The organism is Bacillus sp. Pc3 (assembly GCF_000815145.1).
Taxonomy (GTDB): Bacteria; Bacillota; Bacilli; order Bacillales; family Bacillaceae; genus Bacillus; species Bacillus velezensis.
In genome coordinates, this window is record NZ_CP010406.1 from 2,751,905 (window position 1) to 2,769,682 (window position 17,778).

Consider the following 17,778-nt stretch of genomic DNA (forward strand, 5'->3'; position numbering starts at 1 on the left):
TTTTTTTAATGAACGGCCTTTTTTTCTGCGGCCAGAGCAGGTGTTTTCAGTTTCTTCGGTGTTATATTCACAAAACAAATGCTTGTGACGATCAGAAGCAGTCCGGCTAAAAGGCTGACGGTCAGCGGCTCATGCAGAAATATCGAGCTGACGACAATAGATATGAGCGGGATCAGGAAGGTGTAAGAGGCAACCTTGCTTGCTTCCCCTGAACCGACAAGCGTAAAAAAGGCGAGCCAGCCGAGCGCGATGACAAATACCGAAATGAACAGAAGGCTGAGAATGAACGGAGCTTTCCATTGAATCGCTGAAAAGCTTTCTGAAAAATGGCCGGAGCTGACAAGCAGCACGCCGCCGATCAGAAGCTGAAGAGCGACCATCCAAATAGAGTCCGCGCGTCCGCCCGTTCTTTTCACATATACCGTGCCGAGCGCCCAGCTGACCGCGGAGCCTAAGGCCAAAAGAATGCCGGCGATGGAAATATGGCCTCCGAAACCGGCTGCGCTGATGACGGCGACACCGGCAAAGCCCAGAATAAGACCGGCTATTTTTAAAGGATACATCGATTCCCCGAGCCACAGCCAAGAAAAAACGCCCATTAAAACCGGCTGGAAAAACACGATGGCTGAAAATAAGCCGGCAGGCAGGTAATTCAAGCCGACCGTTTGCAGGCCGTAAAATAAAGTAATATTTAAAATGGCAGAAATAAGATAGATCGGCCACGTTTCTTTAAAACGCAGCTTTTTAAAACGGGGCAGCGCCACCATTAATAATAGAAGTCCGCCGATCAGCGTGCGGATTCCGGCAAACAGAAGAGGCGGCGAATAGGCAAGCGCGGCCTTTGTCAGCGGCCAGTTAATTCCCCACACCGTGACTAGAAACGCCAGCATAAGAGCCGTCTGTATTTTCGAAAGCTGTTTCACGTCGTTCACTCCTTGTAGAACAATTCCATCATATGATACGGTAATCAGTAAGATAAATAAAATGAATCTTTTTTATAAGGAGCATAAGTAAAACGTTATGACGATTACACAACTGCGGGTTTTTGTTCAAATCGCTGAAACGGGAAGCTTTACAAAAGCGGGGCAGGCGCTGAATATGACGCAGCCCGCTGTCAGCCATGCCATCTCTGCGCTTGAGTCAGAGCTCGGCATCAAGCTGATCATCCGCGAGCGCCGCAACGGCGTAAGGCTCACGGACACGGGCGGAAAAATTCTCGTTCATATCAGAGAGGTGCTCAAAGGGATAGAAAAAGCCGAGCAGCTGGCGGCCGCGGAAAGAGGGCTTGAACAGGGAACGATTCACATCGGCACATTTCCGGCCGCTTCCGCTTATTTCATTCCAAAGCTGATCAGCGTGTTTAAAAATCGGTATCCGAAGCTTGAGCTGGTACTGCATGAAGGAACGGCGGACGAAGTAAAAGAATGGCTGCAATCCCGGATGATTGACGCGGGCATTCTGCTGTTCCCGACAGAGGATATGGATTACTTTCTGCTGAAAAAAGACAAAATGGCAGCGGTTATGCATAAAGATCATCCTCTCGCCTCACGCTCCACCGTAACGATAAAAGATCTGGACGGTGAACCGATGGTGGTTTGCGAAGGCGGTTACACGTCACCTTTTGCAGGCCTGTTTAAACAAGCCGGTGCCGAACTTTGCGCCGCCTTTACCGTGTTTAATGTCAGCACGTCCATCAATATGGTGCGGGAGGGGTTGGGCATGGCAATCTTATCCGATATGTCCATGGCCGGCAATCCCCTCCCGGAAGAAGTGGTGATTAAAGAGTTTACGCCGGATGTATTCAGGGAGGTACAGCTGGCGGTTCCTTCCATGAAAGACGCATCACTTGCCGCCAAGCTTTTTATTGATGTCGCCGAGGAGCTGTTCATCCGTAAGAAAACCGCCGCTGACTGATTGTTCGAAGATCATCGAATCAAATTGTTTAACTCACGGGAAAAGCTGTGGTAAGGTGTGTGGTAGAGACCTTGTTTAAGATCTGCTTACACTAAACCATAAAGGAGAAAACGATGGCTGAACATACATTGAAAGATACTGCGTTTTCCGTATTGAATTTATCGCCGGTCGTACAGGGGGGAACGGTTGCTGAATCGTTCCGCAACAGCATGGATTTAGCGCGCCGCGCCGAGGAGTGGGGCTATAACCGCTATTGGCTTGCGGAGCATCATAATATAGAAGGAGTTGCCAGCTCGGCAACGGCGGTGCTGATCGGCCACATCGCCGGAGGCACGAAAAAAATCCGCGTCGGTTCTGGGGGTATTATGCTGCCGAATCATTCTTCACTTGTGATCGCGGAGCAATTCGGAACCCTTGAAACGTTGTATCCGGGTCGGATTGACCTGGGGCTCGGACGCGCGCCGGGGACCGACCAATTAACGGCGAGAGCCTTACGAAGAAACATAAACAGCGGGGAAGATTTTCCGGAGCAGCTTGAAGAATTGAGAAATTACTTCAAACCGTCCGGCAATGTGCGCAATCAAGTCCGCGCCATTCCGGGCGAAGGGCTGGACGTGCCGATCTGGCTTTTGGGCTCAAGCGGCTTCAGCGCGCGTCTTGCGGGAGAGCTCGGGCTTCCGTTCGCCTTTGCGGCTCACTTCTCACCGAAAAACACCGTGCCCGCCCTTGAGCTGTACCGCAGCTCCTTCCGTCCGTCAGACGTACTGGATCAACCGTACGCGATGGTCGGCGTCACCGTCATTGCCGCCGATACGGACGAAAAGGCGGAGCATCTGGCAACATCGCATTATCAAAGATTTTTAGACCTCGTCCGCGGCACGCCGAACCAGCTGAAGCCTCCTGTTGAAGACATGGATCAAATCTGGTCGCCGTATGAAAAAGCGATGGTCAATGAACAGCTCAGTTCAACGATCGTCGGCGGACCGGAGCGTGTGAAGGAAAAGCTGGAAAGCTTCATCCGGACAACACAGGCGGATGAAATCATGGTGAATTCAGAAAGCTTTGAGCATGCCGACAGAATGAGATCATTTGAGATCATCGCCGAATTAAAAAGATGAAAAACAGGCAGCACATAATATATAGTGTGCTGCCTGTTTTTGTGCAATAATACGAAATTTCATACTATTATGATATTATTTAATAGAAAAATTTTCTTGAAATATAGGGAGGGAATAAAAATTTGGATGTTTCTTTGAAAGATGTTTTTGGTATATCGCGGAATGTTTTAAAAAGTTATGTTGATAGACAACAAATTGATGAGGATTACCAAGATAAAATTGAACTTACGGATCATCACATCGTAATATATGGTGAAACAAAAGTAGGAAAAACATTATTAAGAAAAAAATATGTAACCAAAGCTGAAAACACTATAGTGATAGACTGTACGAAGGGAGTTGATTTAGCTGATATTTATACACAAATTTTATACAAATCTGGTGTGGAGATATCTGATAACTTCTCCAAAAGTATTGAAAAGTGCTCAAAAATTGATAGTCAAGTAGAGGCAAATCTATTTCAATTTTTAAAAGCGAAAGTGACCGGAGATTCATCTGAAAAAGAGTTATTAAGTGAATCAGGAAAAATGGATCTTCCCAAGACCGTAAGTGTCAGAGTGGCTGAATCACTGAAGGAAAAAGGTATTCAGTTTATCGTACTGGATGACTTTCATTATTTAAATTTAGTCGATCAATATCTGTTGGCTTTTGACCTGAAAATGTTTTATCAAAGCGGCTTAAGATTCATTATAATTGGGACGAAAATTATAAATGGCTATTTTGAAAAATTTAATGGAGAATTATCTCAAAGAATTGATTATATTGATGCTACTAAATGGTCTACTACAGATTTAATGAATATAAAGAGTAGAGGCTGTAAAGAGCTGAACATAGACATTAGTGAAAATGTAACAAATTATTTTATAGAGGCATCTAGCCAAATAGTTGCTGTATATCAACAACTTCTTTTTGACTATTGTCGTGAAAGTGGGATAAGAAAGAGAAGTCAGAATTACATTGTTCTTGACAGTGTTGAATTAGCTAAGGAATGTAATGCTCTGTATTATAAAAGAGTAAGCGAGGAATATCTGACAAAAATTCAAGACATTGCAGATGGAGAAAGAAAAGCGAAGCTGAAGTTATACTATTATATAATGAAAATTGTGTTAACGTCTGATCCAGATATAGCGAGGAGAGGATTTTCTTTTCAGTATTTATATGAGAATATTCACCGAATCCATGAGAAAAAGTCAATAAATCATGGTGCGCTGACCTCTGTGCTTAATCACTTCGATGAATTGCAATCCAAAAAGGATATCTTTCCAAAGGTCTTTACATACTATGATAAAAGACTATATATTTCAGATTCGTTATTTTATTATATTTTAAAGCATTTTAATAAAGAAAATATAGATGATGTTCTTCCACCTCATGATTTTCAGCTTAGTTTTCAATTTAATGACTGATGGGCAGATACTATTGTATCTGCCCATTTTTATTCGCCGATCCGCCTGACTGAATTCCGGATAACGAGTTCCGGTTCATACACGACGTCATCCTTCTTCGGTTTTTTATGCTCTAAGCAGTCGATGACGTATTTTGCCGCCGCTTTCCCCATAATGGATTTCGGATGCTTGACAGAGGTGAGCTTCACCTCGGAAATCTGGGCGAAATGTGAATCGTCATAGCCCATGACCGATACGTCATCAGGCACCTTTAACCCGAATTCCCTGAGAAGATTAATCGTCTTCAGCGCAATTTCGTCATTGTAGCAAAGAATGGCCGTCGGGTGTGACCCGCTGTTTTGCTCAAGGGTATGCTTAATTTTTTGGAGAAGCACGGTTTCTTTTTCTTCAGTCGTGTAAGTGACGATCATGTCCGGAGACGGGAAAATCCCGCGCTCCCGGTGCGCCTGGAGATAGCCGTTCATCCGTTTGACGCCCTGCGTGTCATCCGCTTTAAAGATTCCCATAATGTGCGTGTGGCCGAGGGACATGACGTATTCGCAAGCCATCATGCCGCCTTTGACATCATTGACGGAAAAGCTTGGTGCGGCCAGCTCCGCATAAGAGGCGTTAATCATGGCAAACGGAATGCCGTTTTTCTCCAGATTGAGATAGTAGCCGATGTTGGGCGTCTGCAGCGCGCTTTTCGTAGGCTCGACAATCAGCCCGTCTATATTTTTGGACAGCAGGTTTTCAAGACCGCGCCGTTCACTTTCTGTATTGTTGTTGGTGCTCGTCAGCAGCATGGAATAGCCCTGTTCGCTTAAATAAGATTCGATTCCCCTGATGATGCTCGGGAAAATATAGTCTGATATGTACGTTGTAATGACGCCGATCGTTTTGTTTGAATGCATGGCTGATTTCGCCGTGCGTGAAGCGACGAAGGTGCCTCCGCCCTGAACGCTGTACAGCAGCCCCTGCGAGACCAAATCTCCGATCGCCTTTCTGATGGTATGGCGGCTGACGCCGAACTGCTGCATCAGCTCATTTTCCGTAGGCAGCTTTTCGTCCGGCTGTATTTTTCCTTGATTCAGCCATGAACAAATTTCTTCTTTTACTTGAGCATATTTCGGTAGCATATCAATTCCTCCAAAATGTATACGGACAAATTCCAGTATAACATAGTAAGCCCTTTCATCAAGCTGTAAAAATAATTGACAGATTATGAAAAACTGCTTATTCTTTATTTGTACGTACTAATTTTCCTTATTTTTAGATAAAATTCTTTATAAGTACGTACAAATGTGGCGGTTCTGAAGAAAACAAAGCAACATCAAGCGCCGCACTCAGATTTGTAAGCGTTTTTATTCTATTATTCGCGGGAGGGTAAAATTCATGAAGAATCACCCGGCACCAATTGGCTCAAATGTACCTGTCACTCGGCAGCATTCCAAGTGGTTTGTCATTCTCATCTCATGCGCGGCCGGACTGGGAGGGCTTTTGTACGGTTATGACACGGCGGTGATTTCCGGCGCCATCGGTTTCCTGAAAGATTTGTACCGCTTAAGTCCTTTTATGGAAGGGCTCGTGATTTCGAGCATTATGATCGGCGGTGTTTTCGGCGTCGGGATTTCCGGATTTTTGAGTGACCGTTTCGGACGGAGAAAGATTTTGATGGCAGCGGCGCTGTTGTTTGCGGTGTCAGCGGTTGTCTCTGCGCTTTCTCAAAGTGTGTCTTCCTTAGTGATCGCCAGAGTCATCGGCGGTCTGGGAATCGGCATGGGCTCCTCGCTTTCTGTCACGTATATTACCGAAGCCGCTCCGCCGGCCATACGCGGCAGTCTGTCTTCACTGTATCAGCTGTTTACGATATTAGGGATATCCGGCACTTATTTTATTAACCTCGCCGTCCAGCAGTCCGGCTCGTATGAATGGGGAGTGCACACCGGCTGGCGGTGGATGCTCGCTTACGGCATGATTCCGTCCGTCATCTTTTTTATCGTGCTGCTTATCGTGCCGGAAAGTCCGCGCTGGCTTGCGAAAGCGGGGCGCCGGAATGAAGCCCTCGCCGTGCTGACGCGCATTAACGGCGAGCAGACCGCGAAAGAAGAAATCAAACAAATCGAAACGTCTTTACAATTAGAAAAAATGGGGTCATTGTCTCAGCTGTTTAAGCCGGGGCTGAGAAAAGCGCTTGTGATCGGGATTCTGCTGGCTTTATTCAATCAGGTTATCGGTATGAACGCAATTACGTATTACGGGCCGGAAATTTTCAAAATGATGGGCTTCGGACAGAATGCGGGGTTTATCACGACATGCATCGTCGGTGTCGTTGAAGTGATTTTCACCATTATCGCGGTTCTTTTAGTCGATAAGGTGGGCCGGAAAAAGCTGATGGGGGTCGGATCTGCCTTTATGGCGCTGTTCATGATCTTAATCGGGGCATCCTTTTATTTTCAGCTGGCGAGCGGTCCGGCTTTAGTCGTCATCATATTGGGATTCGTCGCCGCTTTCTGCGTATCAGTCGGGCCGATTACGTGGATCATGATTTCGGAGATCTTTCCGAATCACCTCCGCGCACGCGCCGCCGGTATTGCGACGATATTCTTATGGGGGGCCAACTGGGCGATCGGCCAGTTCGTGCCGATGATGATCAGCGGGTTAGGGCTCGCGTACACCTTCTGGATATTCGCCGTCATTAATATTCTCTGTTTCTTGTTTGTCGTGACGATCTGCCCTGAGACGAAAAATAAATCATTAGAAGAAATAGAAAAACTCTGGATAAAATGAAAGCGTTTTACGACAAAAGTCCGCTCCGGCGGGCTTTTGTCTGTCACCTTCATTCCGTTTCTGTATATAATGACTGTATCAAGGAGATACTGGAAAATCCTGCGAAGAATGTCGAGGAATTGACCTTTAACAGTTGAATTAACAATGTCATCCTGTTAAAATAATTAAAGAAAGCAGACATAATTTTTTTTGGCTATGATGGGACGTTTTTTGTCATAGCGGGACATTTTTTGTCCAGTATGAATAGGAAGGAACGTTTGAGTCATGAACCAGTTAATACAAGCTCAAAAAAAATTATTGCCTGATCTTTTGCTTGTGATGCAGAAAAGATTTGAAATCTTGCAGTATATCAGGCTTACCGAACCGATCGGCCGCAGAAGTCTTGCTGCCAGTCTCGGATTGACCGAGCGCGTTCTCAGAAGCGAGGTTCAGTTTTTGAAAGAACAGAATCTCATCGATATTAAAACAAACGGCATGACAATGACGGAAGAGGGCTATTCACTGCTTTCGATTCTGGAAGATACGATGAAGGATGTTTTAGGATTGACGCTTCTGGAAAAGACATTAAAAGAGCGGCTTAATCTGAAAGACGCCATTATCGTTTCCGGAGACAGCGACCAATCTCCTTGGGTCAAAAAAGAATTAGGGAGAGCGGCCGTTGCATGTATGAAAAAGAGATTTTCAGGCAAAAATATCGTCGCTGTAACCGGCGGTACGACAATTGAAGCCGTCGCCGATATGATGACGCCGGATTCAAAAAACCGCGAGCTCCTGTTTGTGCCCGCAAGAGGCGGTTTAGGCGAAGATGTGAAAAACCAGGCGAACACCATATGCGCGCATATGGCGGAAAAGGCTTCAGGCACTTATCGGCTTTTGTTCGTTCCCGGACAGCTGTCACAAGGCGCCTACTCATCTATTATTGAAGAGCCTTCCGTAAAAGAGGTGCTTCACACGATTAAATCAGCGAGTATGCTCGTTCACGGAATCGGCGAAGCTAGAACAATGGCGGAGCGAAGAAACACGCCTTTGGAAGATTTGAAGAAAATAGATGACAATCATGCGGTGACAGAGGCATTCGGCTACTACTTTAATGCGGACGGAGAAGTCGTTCACAAGGTGCATTCAGTCGGAATGCAGCTCGATGACCTCGATGCCATTCCCGACATTATCGCGGTAGCGGGCGGATCATCAAAAGCAGAAGCAATCGAAGCTTATTTTAAAAAGCAGCGAAACACGGTTCTCGTCACGGACGAAGGAGCCGCAAAGAAGTTATTAAGGGATAACAGTCCCTCAATATAAATATCTCTCACTTATTTAAAGGAGGAAATAATCATGGCAGTAAAAGTCGGTATTAACGGTTTTGGTCGTATTGGACGTAACGTATTCCGCGCAGCATTAAACAATCCTGAAGTTGAGGTAGTAGCGGTTAACGATTTAACAGACGCTAACATGCTTGCTCATCTTTTACAATATGATTCCGTACACGGAAAATTAGATGCAGAAGTTAAAGTTGACGGCAGCAACCTTGTTGTTAACGGCAAAACAATCGAAGTTTCTGCTGAGCGCGATCCTGCGAAACTCAGCTGGGGCAAACAAGGCGTTGAAATCGTAGTTGAATCTACTGGTTTCTTCACAAAACGCGCAGACGCTGCGAAACACTTAGAAGCAGGCGCGAAAAAAGTTATCATCTCTGCACCTGCTAACGAAGAAGATATCACAATCGTTATGGGTGTTAACGAAGACAAATACGATGCGGCTAACCACCATGTTATCTCTAACGCATCTTGCACAACAAACTGCCTTGCGCCGTTTGCAAAAGTACTTAACGACAAATTCGGCATCAAACGCGGTATGATGACAACTGTTCACTCTTACACAAATGATCAGCAAATTCTTGATCTTCCGCACAAAGACTACCGTCGTGCGCGTGCAGCAGCTGAAAACATCATTCCTACATCAACTGGTGCTGCTAAAGCAGTTTCCCTTGTTCTTCCTGAACTGAAAGGCAAACTGAACGGCGGAGCTATGCGTGTGCCGACTCCAAACGTTTCTCTTGTTGACCTAGTTGCTGAACTTAACAAAGACGTAACGGCTGAAGACGTAAACGCAGCTCTTAAAGAAGCGGCTGAAGGCGATCTTAAAGGAATCCTTGGCTACAGCGAAGAGCCATTAGTATCCGGAGACTACAACGGCAATGCTAACTCTTCTACAATCGATGCTCTTTCTACAATGGTTATGGAAGGCAGCATGGTAAAAGTAATCTCTTGGTACGATAACGAAAGCGGCTACTCTAACCGCGTTGTTGACCTTGCAGCTTACATCGCAAAACAAGGTCTTTAATTCATAGCTCCCGGAAAGGGCCGGACTTGGTTCTTTCGGACAGAAACGCTATAATGAAAGCGGACAAGGGAAGGGGACGGACTCCCTTTCCCTTTTTCCATGAGAACCGGCTTTCAGAAAGCGCCGGATTGCTGCAGAACGTCCGCGTTTTGAAGTTTCCGCGGCACTTTCGTCTTCTGAGCCGCCTGCCCTGGCTCAGAAGACGATCTGCCCCGTGCCCGGAAGCTGCAATCTGCCCCGCGGCGGAAGCATCATGAGGCGGTTTCACGTTTCACGTTTTTCGTGCTATGCAAACCATTTTGAAGGAGGATCTCCTAAGGCATGAATAAAAAAACAGTAAAAGACATCGACGTAAAAGGCAAAGTCGTATTCTGCCGCGTTGACTTTAACGTTCCAATGAAAGACGGGGAAGTAACAGACGATACTCGTATCCGCGCTGCGCTTCCAACAATCAAACACCTTGCAGACCAAGGCGCGAAAGTCCTTCTTGCGAGCCACTTAGGCCGCCCGAAAGGCGAAGTGGTTGAGGAGCTTCGTTTAACTCCTGTCGCTGCACGCTTAGGCGAACTGCTCGGCAAAGAAGTGAAAAAAGCGGATGAAGCTTACGGCGATGCTGTAAAAGCACAAATTTCTGATATGAAGGACGGAGACGTTCTTGTATTGGAAAACGTACGTTTCTACCCTGGTGAAGAGAAAAACGATCCTGAGCTTGCTAAAGCATTTGCTGAGCTTGCGGATGTATATGTCAATGACGCATTCGGTGCTGCCCACCGTGCTCACGCATCTACAGCCGGAATTGCCGAGCATCTGCCGGCGGTTGCAGGATTCCTGATGGAAAAAGAGCTTGACGTTCTCGGCAAAGCCGTGACAAATCCTGAGCGCCCGTTTACGGCAATCATCGGCGGCGCGAAAGTAAAAGACAAAATCGGCGTAATCGAAAGTCTGCTTGATAAAGTGGACAACTTGATCATCGGCGGAGGTCTTGCTTACACATTCGTAAAAGCGCTTGGTTATGAAGTCGGTAAATCTCTTCTTGAAGAAGATAAAATCGAACTTGCAAAATCATTCATGGACCGCGCGAAAGAAAAAGGCGTTAAATTCTATATGCCGGAAGACGTTCTCGTTGCTGATGATTTCTCTAACGATGCAAACGTCCAAATCGTGCCGATCTCTGAGATCCCAAGTGATTTAGAAGCGATCGACATCGGAACGAAAACCCGCGAAACGTACGCTGAAGTTATCAAAAACAGCAAACTTGTCGTATGGAACGGACCGATGGGCGTATTCGAAATCGACTTGTTCGCTCAAGGCACAAAAGCAGTGGCTGAAGCATTGGCAGAGGCAAACGATACATACTCTGTCATCGGCGGAGGAGACTCTGCGGCAGCCGTTGAAAAATTCGGCCTTGCTGACAAAATGAGCCATATCTCAACAGGCGGCGGCGCATCCCTTGAATTCATGGAAGGCAAAGAGCTTCCAGGTGTAGCTGCGCTGAACGATAAATAAAAACTGCTATAAGGAAGTGGAACAGATGAGAAAACCAATTATAGCCGGTAACTGGAAAATGAACAAAACACTCGGCGAAGCTGTCAGCTTCGTTGAAGAAGTGAAATCTTCCATTCCAGCAGCAGACAAAGCGGAAGCCGTTGTTTGCGCACCAGCTCTTTTCTTAGAAAAGCTGACTTCTGCTGTTAAAGGAACTGACCTGAAAGTCGGCGCCCAAAACATGCATTTTGAAGAAAACGGTGCGTTCACAGGTGAAATCAGCCCGGTCGCTCTGAAAGACCTTGGCGTGGATTACTGCGTCATCGGCCACTCTGAGCGCCGTGAAATGTTCGCTGAAACTGATGAAACAGTTAACAAAAAAGCGCATGCCGCTTTCAAACACGGCATTGTGCCGATCATTTGCGTAGGTGAAACGCTTGAAGAGCGCGAAGCCGGAAAAACAAATGATCTTGTTGCCGATCAAGTGAAAAAAGGTCTTGCGGGTCTTTCTGAAGAGCAAGTTGCCGCTTCCGTTATTGCGTACGAGCCAATCTGGGCAATCGGAACAGGCAAATCTTCTACAGCGAAAGATGCTAACGACGTCTGCGCGCATATCCGTAAAGTCGTTGCTGAAAGCTTCAGCCAGGAAACTGCTGACAAGCTCCGCATTCAATACGGCGGCAGCGTAAAACCTGCAAATATTAAAGAATATATGGCAGAGTCCGATATTGACGGTGCTTTGGTCGGCGGCGCAAGCCTTGAACCGCAGTCATTCGTTCAATTATTGGAGGAAGGTCAATATGAGTAAAAAACCAGCTGCACTCATCATTCTTGATGGGTTCGGATTACGCAATGAAACAGTCGGAAACGCAGTCGCACAAGCGAAAAAACCGAATTTCGACCGTTATTGGAACCAATACCCTCATCAGACGCTGACGGCATCAGGCGAAGCAGTCGGACTGCCTGAAGGACAGATGGGGAACTCTGAAGTCGGTCATTTGAATATCGGCGCAGGACGTATTGTGTACCAAAGCTTAACACGCGTGAACGTTGCCATCCGCGAAGGCGAATTCGAACGCAATCAAACGTTCCTTGACGCTATCAAAAACGCGAAAGACAACGACAAAGCGCTTCACCTGTTCGGCCTTCTTTCTGACGGAGGCGTACACAGTCATATCAATCATTTATTCGCGCTGCTGAAGCTTGCGAAAAGTGAAGGACTGACGAAGGTGTATATTCACGGTTTCCTCGACGGCCGCGATGTAGGTCCGCAAACAGCGAAAACTTACATTCAGCAGCTGAATGAGCAGATCGAAGAAATCGGTGTCGGTGAAATCGCCAGCATTTCCGGACGCTACTACTCCATGGACCGCGACAAACGCTGGGACCGTGTGGAAAAAGCGTACCGCGCAATGGCTTACGGCGAAGGCCCGTCTTACCGCAGCGCGATGGATGTAGTCGACGATTCATATGCGAACGGCATTCATGATGAATTCGTCATTCCGTCCGTCATCACAAAAGAAAACGGTGAACCCGTTGCGAAAATTCATGACGGCGATTCTGTGATTTTCTATAATTTCAGACCAGACCGCGCCATCCAGATTTCAAACACGTTTACCAACAAAGATTTCCGCGATTTCGACCGCGGTGAAAATCATCCGAAAAACCTGTATTTCGTCTGCCTGACTCACTTCAGTGAATCTGTTGACGGATATGTGGCTTTTAAACCGGTAAACCTTGACAATACGGTCGGTGAAGTATTGGCACAGCACGGGTTAAAACAGCTTCGCATTGCAGAAACTGAAAAGTATCCGCACGTTACGTTCTTTATGAGCGGCGGCCGCGAAGAAGAATTCCCGGGCGAAGAGCGCATCCTCATTAACTCGCCGAAGGTCGCGACATATGACCTGAAGCCTGAAATGAGCGCGTATGAAGTGAAGGATGCTCTTGTAAAAGAAATCGCGGCTGACAAGCACGACGCGATCATCCTGAACTTTGCAAACCCTGACATGGTCGGCCACTCCGGAATGGTCGAACCGACGATTAAAGCAATTGAAGCAGTGGACGAATGCTTAGGCGAAGTGGTTGACGCCATCATCGCTAAAGGCGGACATGCCATCATTACCGCTGATCACGGTAATGCGGACATTCTGATTACAGAAACAGGCGAACCGCACACTGCCCATACGACAAACCCAGTCCCTGTCATTGTGACGAAAGAAGGCGTGACGCTGCGCGAAGGCGGAATCCTAGGCGACCTCGCACCAACGTTATTAGACCTTCTCGGTGTTGAAAAACCGAAAGAAATGACCGGAACATCTTTAATTCAAAAATAAGCGTAAATCAAAAGGAGAGACAAACTCATGCCATACATTGTTGATGTTTATGCACGCGAAGTCCTTGACTCCCGCGGCAACCCAACAGTTGAAGTTGAAGTATATACAGAAACAGGAGCTTTCGGCCGCGCATTAGTGCCAAGCGGAGCTTCTACAGGTGAATACGAAGCGGTTGAGCTTCGTGACGGCGACAAAGACCGTTACCTTGGAAAAGGCGTGTTAACTGCTGTTAACAACGTAAACGAAATCATTTCTCCAGAGCTTCTCGGCTTTGACGTAACTGAACAAAACGCAATCGATCAGCTTTTAATCGAGCTTGACGGAACTGAAAACAAAGGCAAACTCGGTGCGAACGCAATCCTTGGCGTATCTATGGCTTGTGCGCGCGCAGCTGCTGATTTCTTACAGATTCCTCTTTACCAATACCTTGGAGGATTCAACTCAAAAACGCTTCCTGTACCGATGATGAACATCGTAAACGGCGGAGAGCACGCTGACAACAACGTAGACATTCAAGAATTCATGATTATGCCTGTAGGCGCGCCTAACTTCCGTGAAGCGCTTCGCATGGGCGCTCAAATCTTCCACAGCCTGAAATCAGTTCTTTCTGCTAAAGGAATGAACACAGCTGTAGGTGACGAAGGCGGATTCGCTCCGAACCTTGGTTCTAACGAAGAAGCGCTTCAAACAATCGTTGAAGCGATCGAAAAAGCCGGCTTCAAACCTGGCGAAGAAGTGAAACTTGCGATGGATGCTGCATCTTCTGAGTTCTACAACAAAGAAGACGGCAAATACCATCTGTCTGGCGAAGGCGTTGTGAAAACATCTGCTGAAATGGTTGACTGGTACGAAGAAATGGTTTCTAAATACCCAATCATCTCTATCGAAGACGGACTTGACGAGAACGACTGGGAAGGCCACAAACTTCTTACAGAGCGTCTTGGCAAAAAAGTTCAGCTTGTCGGTGACGACCTTTTCGTTACAAACACGAAAAAGCTTGCTGAAGGTATCAAAAACGGCGTAGGCAACTCTATCCTGATCAAAGTAAACCAAATCGGTACTTTGACTGAAACATTCGATGCGATCGAAATGGCGAAACGCGCGGGCTACACTGCCGTTATCTCTCACCGTTCAGGTGAAACTGAAGACAGCACAATCGCTGACATCGCTGTGGCAACTAATGCAGGACAAATCAAAACAGGTGCTCCGTCCCGTACGGACCGTGTTGCGAAATACAACCAGCTTCTTCGCATCGAAGATCAGTTGGCTGAAACTGCTCAATACCACGGTATCAACTCTTTCTATAACTTGAATAAGTAATGGAATGGACGACGGGAGATATTCTCCCGTCGTTTTTTTATGCTCCCGGGCTTTTCCCTCCTTTTTCATCATCTTCATTTGGTCAATAATATTCATTTTTCCCCTTTTTAAAGGAATCAGTGTTCTTCAATCGAAAGGGAAGAGGTGTTAATAAGAGGAGGGATTATGATGAAATTTTCATTTATGTCAGCCGCGGTGGCAGCAAGCGTCATATGGGGCGCGTCTGCCGGGCCGCTGTTCGAAACTCATGCTTATTCAGCCGTGACCGCGCCGGTTTTTGATGCTGATGAGGCATTGGACACGATGCATGATCTGAGTGAAACCATCGGACCGCGGGAAACCGGAACTGCGAAAGAAAAGGAAGCGGCTGAATACATATCGAATCGCCTGCGGGCTCAGGGCGCCAGTGTCAAAGTACAGTCATTTCCATTGAAAAAGTACTTCTCAGGTTCAGTCACAGCGGGAGATCATGAATTCCCGCTCCGCTCCGCTGATCAATCCGCTGTTGAAAAAGAGCTGAGAATTGAGGGAGGGATTTTTGACGGCGGCTGCGGATCACGCGATGACGTAACAGGAGCCAAAGGAAAGATTGCAGTGATACGCGAAGGAAAGATCCCCGTTTCTCAAAAGATCAAACATGCCGAACAAGCGGGAGCCAAAGCAGTCATTATTTATAATCAGACAACAAAACCGCTCGCCGTCCGTCCGCATACCGATAAAGGAATCACAATACCGGCGGCGGGTATGAAAAAAGAAGACGGTGAAGCATTGCTGAAGGAAAAGCAGGCAGTCATTCAATTTAAAAACTATAAAAACCGCACCTCACAAAATATTATAGGAACGCGCAAAGCAGCACAGGCCAACTCTTCTGATGCTGATATTATTTATGTCACAGCGCATTATGACAGCGTAAAAGGCGCACCCGGAGCGGATGACAACGCCTCAGGCACATCTGCCGTTCTGGAAATCAGCAAGCAACTCAAACACATACCGAAAGACAAAGAGATCCGCTTTATCCTGTTCGGTGCAGAAGAATTATGGTCTGCGGGTTCATCTTATTACGTCAGTACACTCACGAACAATGAAAGAAAGCACAGCCAGGCCAATTTTAATGCCGATATGATTGCGACTGACTGGGAAGAAGCGAGTCAAATGTGTGTCACGACTCCTGACGGCAAGGAAAACCCGAGCGTCCGGTATGCTGAAAAAGCCGCTGAAAAATCCCGCTTGGTCAAGCCAAACCTGATTCAGCTCGGTTACTCAGACCATGTCTCTTTTTATGAAGCAGGGATTCCGTCGGCTAACTGGATTTGGCTCAGCCCCGATACACAGGAGCCGGGGCCTTGGTATCACACCGAGAATGATAATATGAAACACATCAGCAAAGAACGATTAGAGAAAGCGGGAGCACTCGTTTCCGCGGCTGTAACTGAGGCAGTGAAAGAATAAAAGACAGGCTTCGGCCTGTTTTTTTATATTGTTTTCTGTATATTCTCTCAATTGAGGGAGATTTTCTCACTCGTTACCAGATATATACCATTTGACAGGATTTTATTTTACAAATAAAAGAAAAATAAATAGATAATACCTAATTTATAAAAGGATGTAAAACTCATTTATCAAATTTTAACTTTTGTTATAATTGCGATATCGATCGATATTTGTTTTAAATTGTAAAAAACAATACTCTTTTCTATCTATTAGGGGGCGAAAAATGAATACTGTCACAAAAGAAGCCAGCAACCTTGGTCAAAAACGGCTGTTACATCTGATTGAAACGAAGCAGGCGATTGTAGGCGTGTTAGGCATGGGATATGTGGGATTCCCTCTTGCGCTGGAATGTGTCGATAAAGGATACAATGTTATCGGATTCGACAAAAACAGTGAAAAGGTTTCCTTGTTAGCCGCCGGAAGCAGCCATATTCAAGATATAGAGGACGACAGACTGAACTCGGCTTTACAAACAAAACGCTTTCAAATCAGCGCCGACATGTCGCTCATCCAAAAATGCGACATCATTGTGATATGTGTGCCGACACCCCTGAACAAAAAAGACAAGATCCCCGATTTAACCTACATCGACAGTGCAGTTGACAGCATGATTGCTTATGGAAGGCAGCATCAGCTTTTAATTTTAGAAAGCACCACCTATCCCGGAACAACGAAAAAAAAGATTGCCGACAGAATGGCAGCAAGCCGCGGCATGAAAATAGGAACAGACTTTTTTACGGCTTATTCTCCGGAAAGAATCGATCCGGGCAACAGGCAATATGAAGTTTCAGATATTCCTAAAGTAGTCGGCGGAACCACACAGACTTGCACAGAACTTGCCTCAGCGTTTTACAGCACCATTGTTACAAGCATTCACCCGGTCACCTCACCCGAAGTAGCTGAAACAGCTAAACTCCTAGAGAATACTTATCGTTATGTCAATATAGCTCTTATCAATGAAATGGCGCTTAATTGCCGTGAACTTGATATTGATATATGGGAAGTCATCTGCGCGGCGGACACGAAGCCGTTCGGCTTTCAAAAATTTATCCCGGGCCCCGGAGTCGGAGGCCATTGTATCCCGATTGATCCTTTTTACTTCAAATGGATCGCGAATGAAAAAGGGCTGCAGACAAAATTAATTGATCTCGCGGACGAAATCAATTCCAACATGCCGATTTCTGTCTCTGACTATGCTTTGAAACTGGCGGGCAAAGACAAATGCAGCATCTTAATAATAGGGGCCGCTTATAAAAAAAATACAAATGACCCGCGTGAATCCTCAGTGTTTACGATAATGGAAGAATTGATGGACAAGGGATGCGCGATTGATTATCATGATCCGTTTATCAGCGAGATCCGCTTGAATGACGGAAGCTGCAAACAATCTGTCCCTTTCACAAAAGAACAAATCAATCAGTACGACGTCATCATCATTCATACAGATCACGATGTCATCGACTACAGTATTTTGAAAGATGTCTCACCGATTATCTTTGACACAAGAAATGTATGCAAGGAAAAATCAGCCGACAATTGCAGAGTTGTCACTTTATAGGAGGGAACGGTCATTAGTAATCGATTTATCTCTTTTCACAG

Annotated in this window: 14 protein-coding genes; 12 read left to right on the plus strand and 2 right to left on the minus strand. The window is 46.2% G+C overall.

All coding sequences use genetic code 11. The features are described 5' to 3' along the window. Positions 1-5: 5 nt before the first annotated feature. Positions 6-923: a DMT family transporter gene (locus SB24_RS13060; RefSeq protein WP_003151595.1), complete on the minus strand. Its 918-nt coding sequence runs from the start codon at positions 921-923 to the stop codon at positions 6-8. Positions 924-1,020: 97 nt separating this feature from the next. Between SB24_RS13060 and SB24_RS13065 the strand changes: the two genes are divergently transcribed. From SB24_RS13065 to SB24_RS13075, 3 genes are all read left to right on the plus strand, one after another. Next, on the plus strand, positions 1,021-1,914 hold the full coding sequence (locus SB24_RS13065; protein WP_031378315.1) for a LysR family transcriptional regulator: 894 nt from the start codon (positions 1,021-1,023) through the stop codon (positions 1,912-1,914). 113 nt (positions 1,915-2,027) lie between these two features. Further along, a complete protein-coding gene (locus SB24_RS13070; RefSeq protein WP_015418250.1) occupies positions 2,028-3,032 on the plus strand; it encodes an LLM class flavin-dependent oxidoreductase in 1,005 nt (334 codons plus the stop codon). Positions 3,033-3,154: 122 nt separating this feature from the next. Further along, positions 3,155-4,438 (plus strand): ATP-binding protein, encoded by a 1,284-nt coding sequence (locus SB24_RS13075; protein ID WP_031378316.1) that lies wholly within the window; start codon positions 3,155-3,157, stop codon positions 4,436-4,438. Positions 4,439-4,467: 29 nt separating this feature from the next. Here the strand turns inward: SB24_RS13075 and SB24_RS13080 are convergent, their stop codons facing one another. Further along, positions 4,468-5,556 carry an arabinose utilization transcriptional regulator AraR gene (locus SB24_RS13080; protein ID WP_020956364.1) on the minus strand — a complete coding sequence of 363 codons (1,089 nt, stop codon included), beginning with the start codon at positions 5,554-5,556 and terminating at the stop codon, positions 4,468-4,470. Between the two features lie 256 nt (positions 5,557-5,812). Here SB24_RS13080 and SB24_RS13085 point away from each other — a divergent pair, with 256 nt between their 5' ends. From SB24_RS13085 to SB24_RS13130, 9 genes are all read left to right on the plus strand, one after another. Next, positions 5,813-7,207, plus strand: coding sequence for an arabinose-proton symporter AraE (locus SB24_RS13085; RefSeq protein ID WP_003151605.1), 1,395 nt, complete (start codon positions 5,813-5,815; stop codon positions 7,205-7,207). 264 nt (positions 7,208-7,471) lie between these two features. Further along, positions 7,472-8,506, plus strand: coding sequence for a gapA transcriptional regulator CggR (gene cggR, locus SB24_RS13090; protein WP_003151607.1), 1,035 nt, complete (start codon positions 7,472-7,474; stop codon positions 8,504-8,506). A 33-nt stretch (positions 8,507-8,539) separates the two neighbouring features. Further along, positions 8,540-9,547, plus strand: coding sequence for a type I glyceraldehyde-3-phosphate dehydrogenase (gene gap / locus SB24_RS13095; protein WP_003151611.1), 1,008 nt, complete (start codon positions 8,540-8,542; stop codon positions 9,545-9,547). Between the two features lie 321 nt (positions 9,548-9,868). Then, on the plus strand, positions 9,869-11,053 hold the full coding sequence (locus SB24_RS13105; protein ID WP_003151616.1) for a phosphoglycerate kinase: 1,185 nt from the start codon (positions 9,869-9,871) through the stop codon (positions 11,051-11,053). A gap of 25 nt (positions 11,054-11,078) precedes the next feature. After that, on the plus strand, positions 11,079-11,840 hold the full coding sequence (tpiA, locus tag SB24_RS13110) for a triose-phosphate isomerase (RefSeq protein WP_003151618.1): 762 nt from the start codon (positions 11,079-11,081) through the stop codon (positions 11,838-11,840). Then, positions 11,833-13,368: a 2,3-bisphosphoglycerate-independent phosphoglycerate mutase gene (gene gpmI / locus SB24_RS13115; protein ID WP_003151620.1), complete on the plus strand. Its 1,536-nt coding sequence runs from the start codon at positions 11,833-11,835 to the stop codon at positions 13,366-13,368. Before tpiA ends, gpmI begins: the two co-directional genes overlap by 8 nt. Before the next feature lie 27 nt (positions 13,369-13,395). After that, complete coding sequence (gene eno / locus SB24_RS13120; protein ID WP_007409956.1) at positions 13,396-14,688, plus strand: phosphopyruvate hydratase; 1,293 nt, start codon at positions 13,396-13,398, stop codon at positions 14,686-14,688. A gap of 168 nt (positions 14,689-14,856) precedes the next feature. After that, positions 14,857-16,137 (plus strand): M20/M25/M40 family metallo-hydrolase, encoded by a 1,281-nt coding sequence (locus SB24_RS13125; RefSeq protein ID WP_039253788.1) that lies wholly within the window; start codon positions 14,857-14,859, stop codon positions 16,135-16,137. Between the two features lie 265 nt (positions 16,138-16,402). Continuing rightward, positions 16,403-17,737 carry a nucleotide sugar dehydrogenase gene (locus tag SB24_RS13130; RefSeq protein WP_039253789.1) on the plus strand — a complete coding sequence of 445 codons (1,335 nt, stop codon included), beginning with the start codon at positions 16,403-16,405 and terminating at the stop codon, positions 17,735-17,737. Positions 17,738-17,778 lie beyond the last annotated feature (41 nt).

What these genes read in the sequence shown, in the direction of transcription:
- cggR (WP_003151607.1), top strand. Translation starts at nt 7,472, where the DNA reads ATGAACCAGTTAATACAAGCTCAAAAAAAATTATTGCCTGATCTTTTG.
- gap (WP_003151611.1), top strand. Translation starts at nt 8,540, where the DNA reads ATGGCAGTAAAAGTCGGTATTAACGGTTTTGGTCGTATTGGACGTAAC.
- tpiA (WP_003151618.1), top strand. Translation starts at nt 11,079, where the DNA reads ATGAGAAAACCAATTATAGCCGGTAACTGGAAAATGAACAAAACACTC.
- gpmI (WP_003151620.1), top strand. Translation starts at nt 11,833, where the DNA reads ATGAGTAAAAAACCAGCTGCACTCATCATTCTTGATGGGTTCGGATTA.
- eno (WP_007409956.1), top strand. Translation starts at nt 13,396, where the DNA reads ATGCCATACATTGTTGATGTTTATGCACGCGAAGTCCTTGACTCCCGC.
- SB24_RS13085 (WP_003151605.1), top strand. Translation starts at nt 5,813, where the DNA reads ATGAAGAATCACCCGGCACCAATTGGCTCAAATGTACCTGTCACTCGG.
- SB24_RS13105 (WP_003151616.1), top strand. Translation starts at nt 9,869, where the DNA reads ATGAATAAAAAAACAGTAAAAGACATCGACGTAAAAGGCAAAGTCGTA.
- SB24_RS13080 (WP_020956364.1), bottom strand. Translation starts at nt 5,556, where the DNA reads ATGCTACCGAAATATGCTCAAGTAAAAGAAGAAATTTGTTCATGGCTG.
- SB24_RS13070 (WP_015418250.1), top strand. Translation starts at nt 2,028, where the DNA reads ATGGCTGAACATACATTGAAAGATACTGCGTTTTCCGTATTGAATTTA.
- SB24_RS13125 (WP_039253788.1), top strand. Translation starts at nt 14,857, where the DNA reads ATGAAATTTTCATTTATGTCAGCCGCGGTGGCAGCAAGCGTCATATGG.
- SB24_RS13065 (WP_031378315.1), top strand. Translation starts at nt 1,021, where the DNA reads ATGACGATTACACAACTGCGGGTTTTTGTTCAAATCGCTGAAACGGGA.
- SB24_RS13130 (WP_039253789.1), top strand. Translation starts at nt 16,403, where the DNA reads ATGAATACTGTCACAAAAGAAGCCAGCAACCTTGGTCAAAAACGGCTG.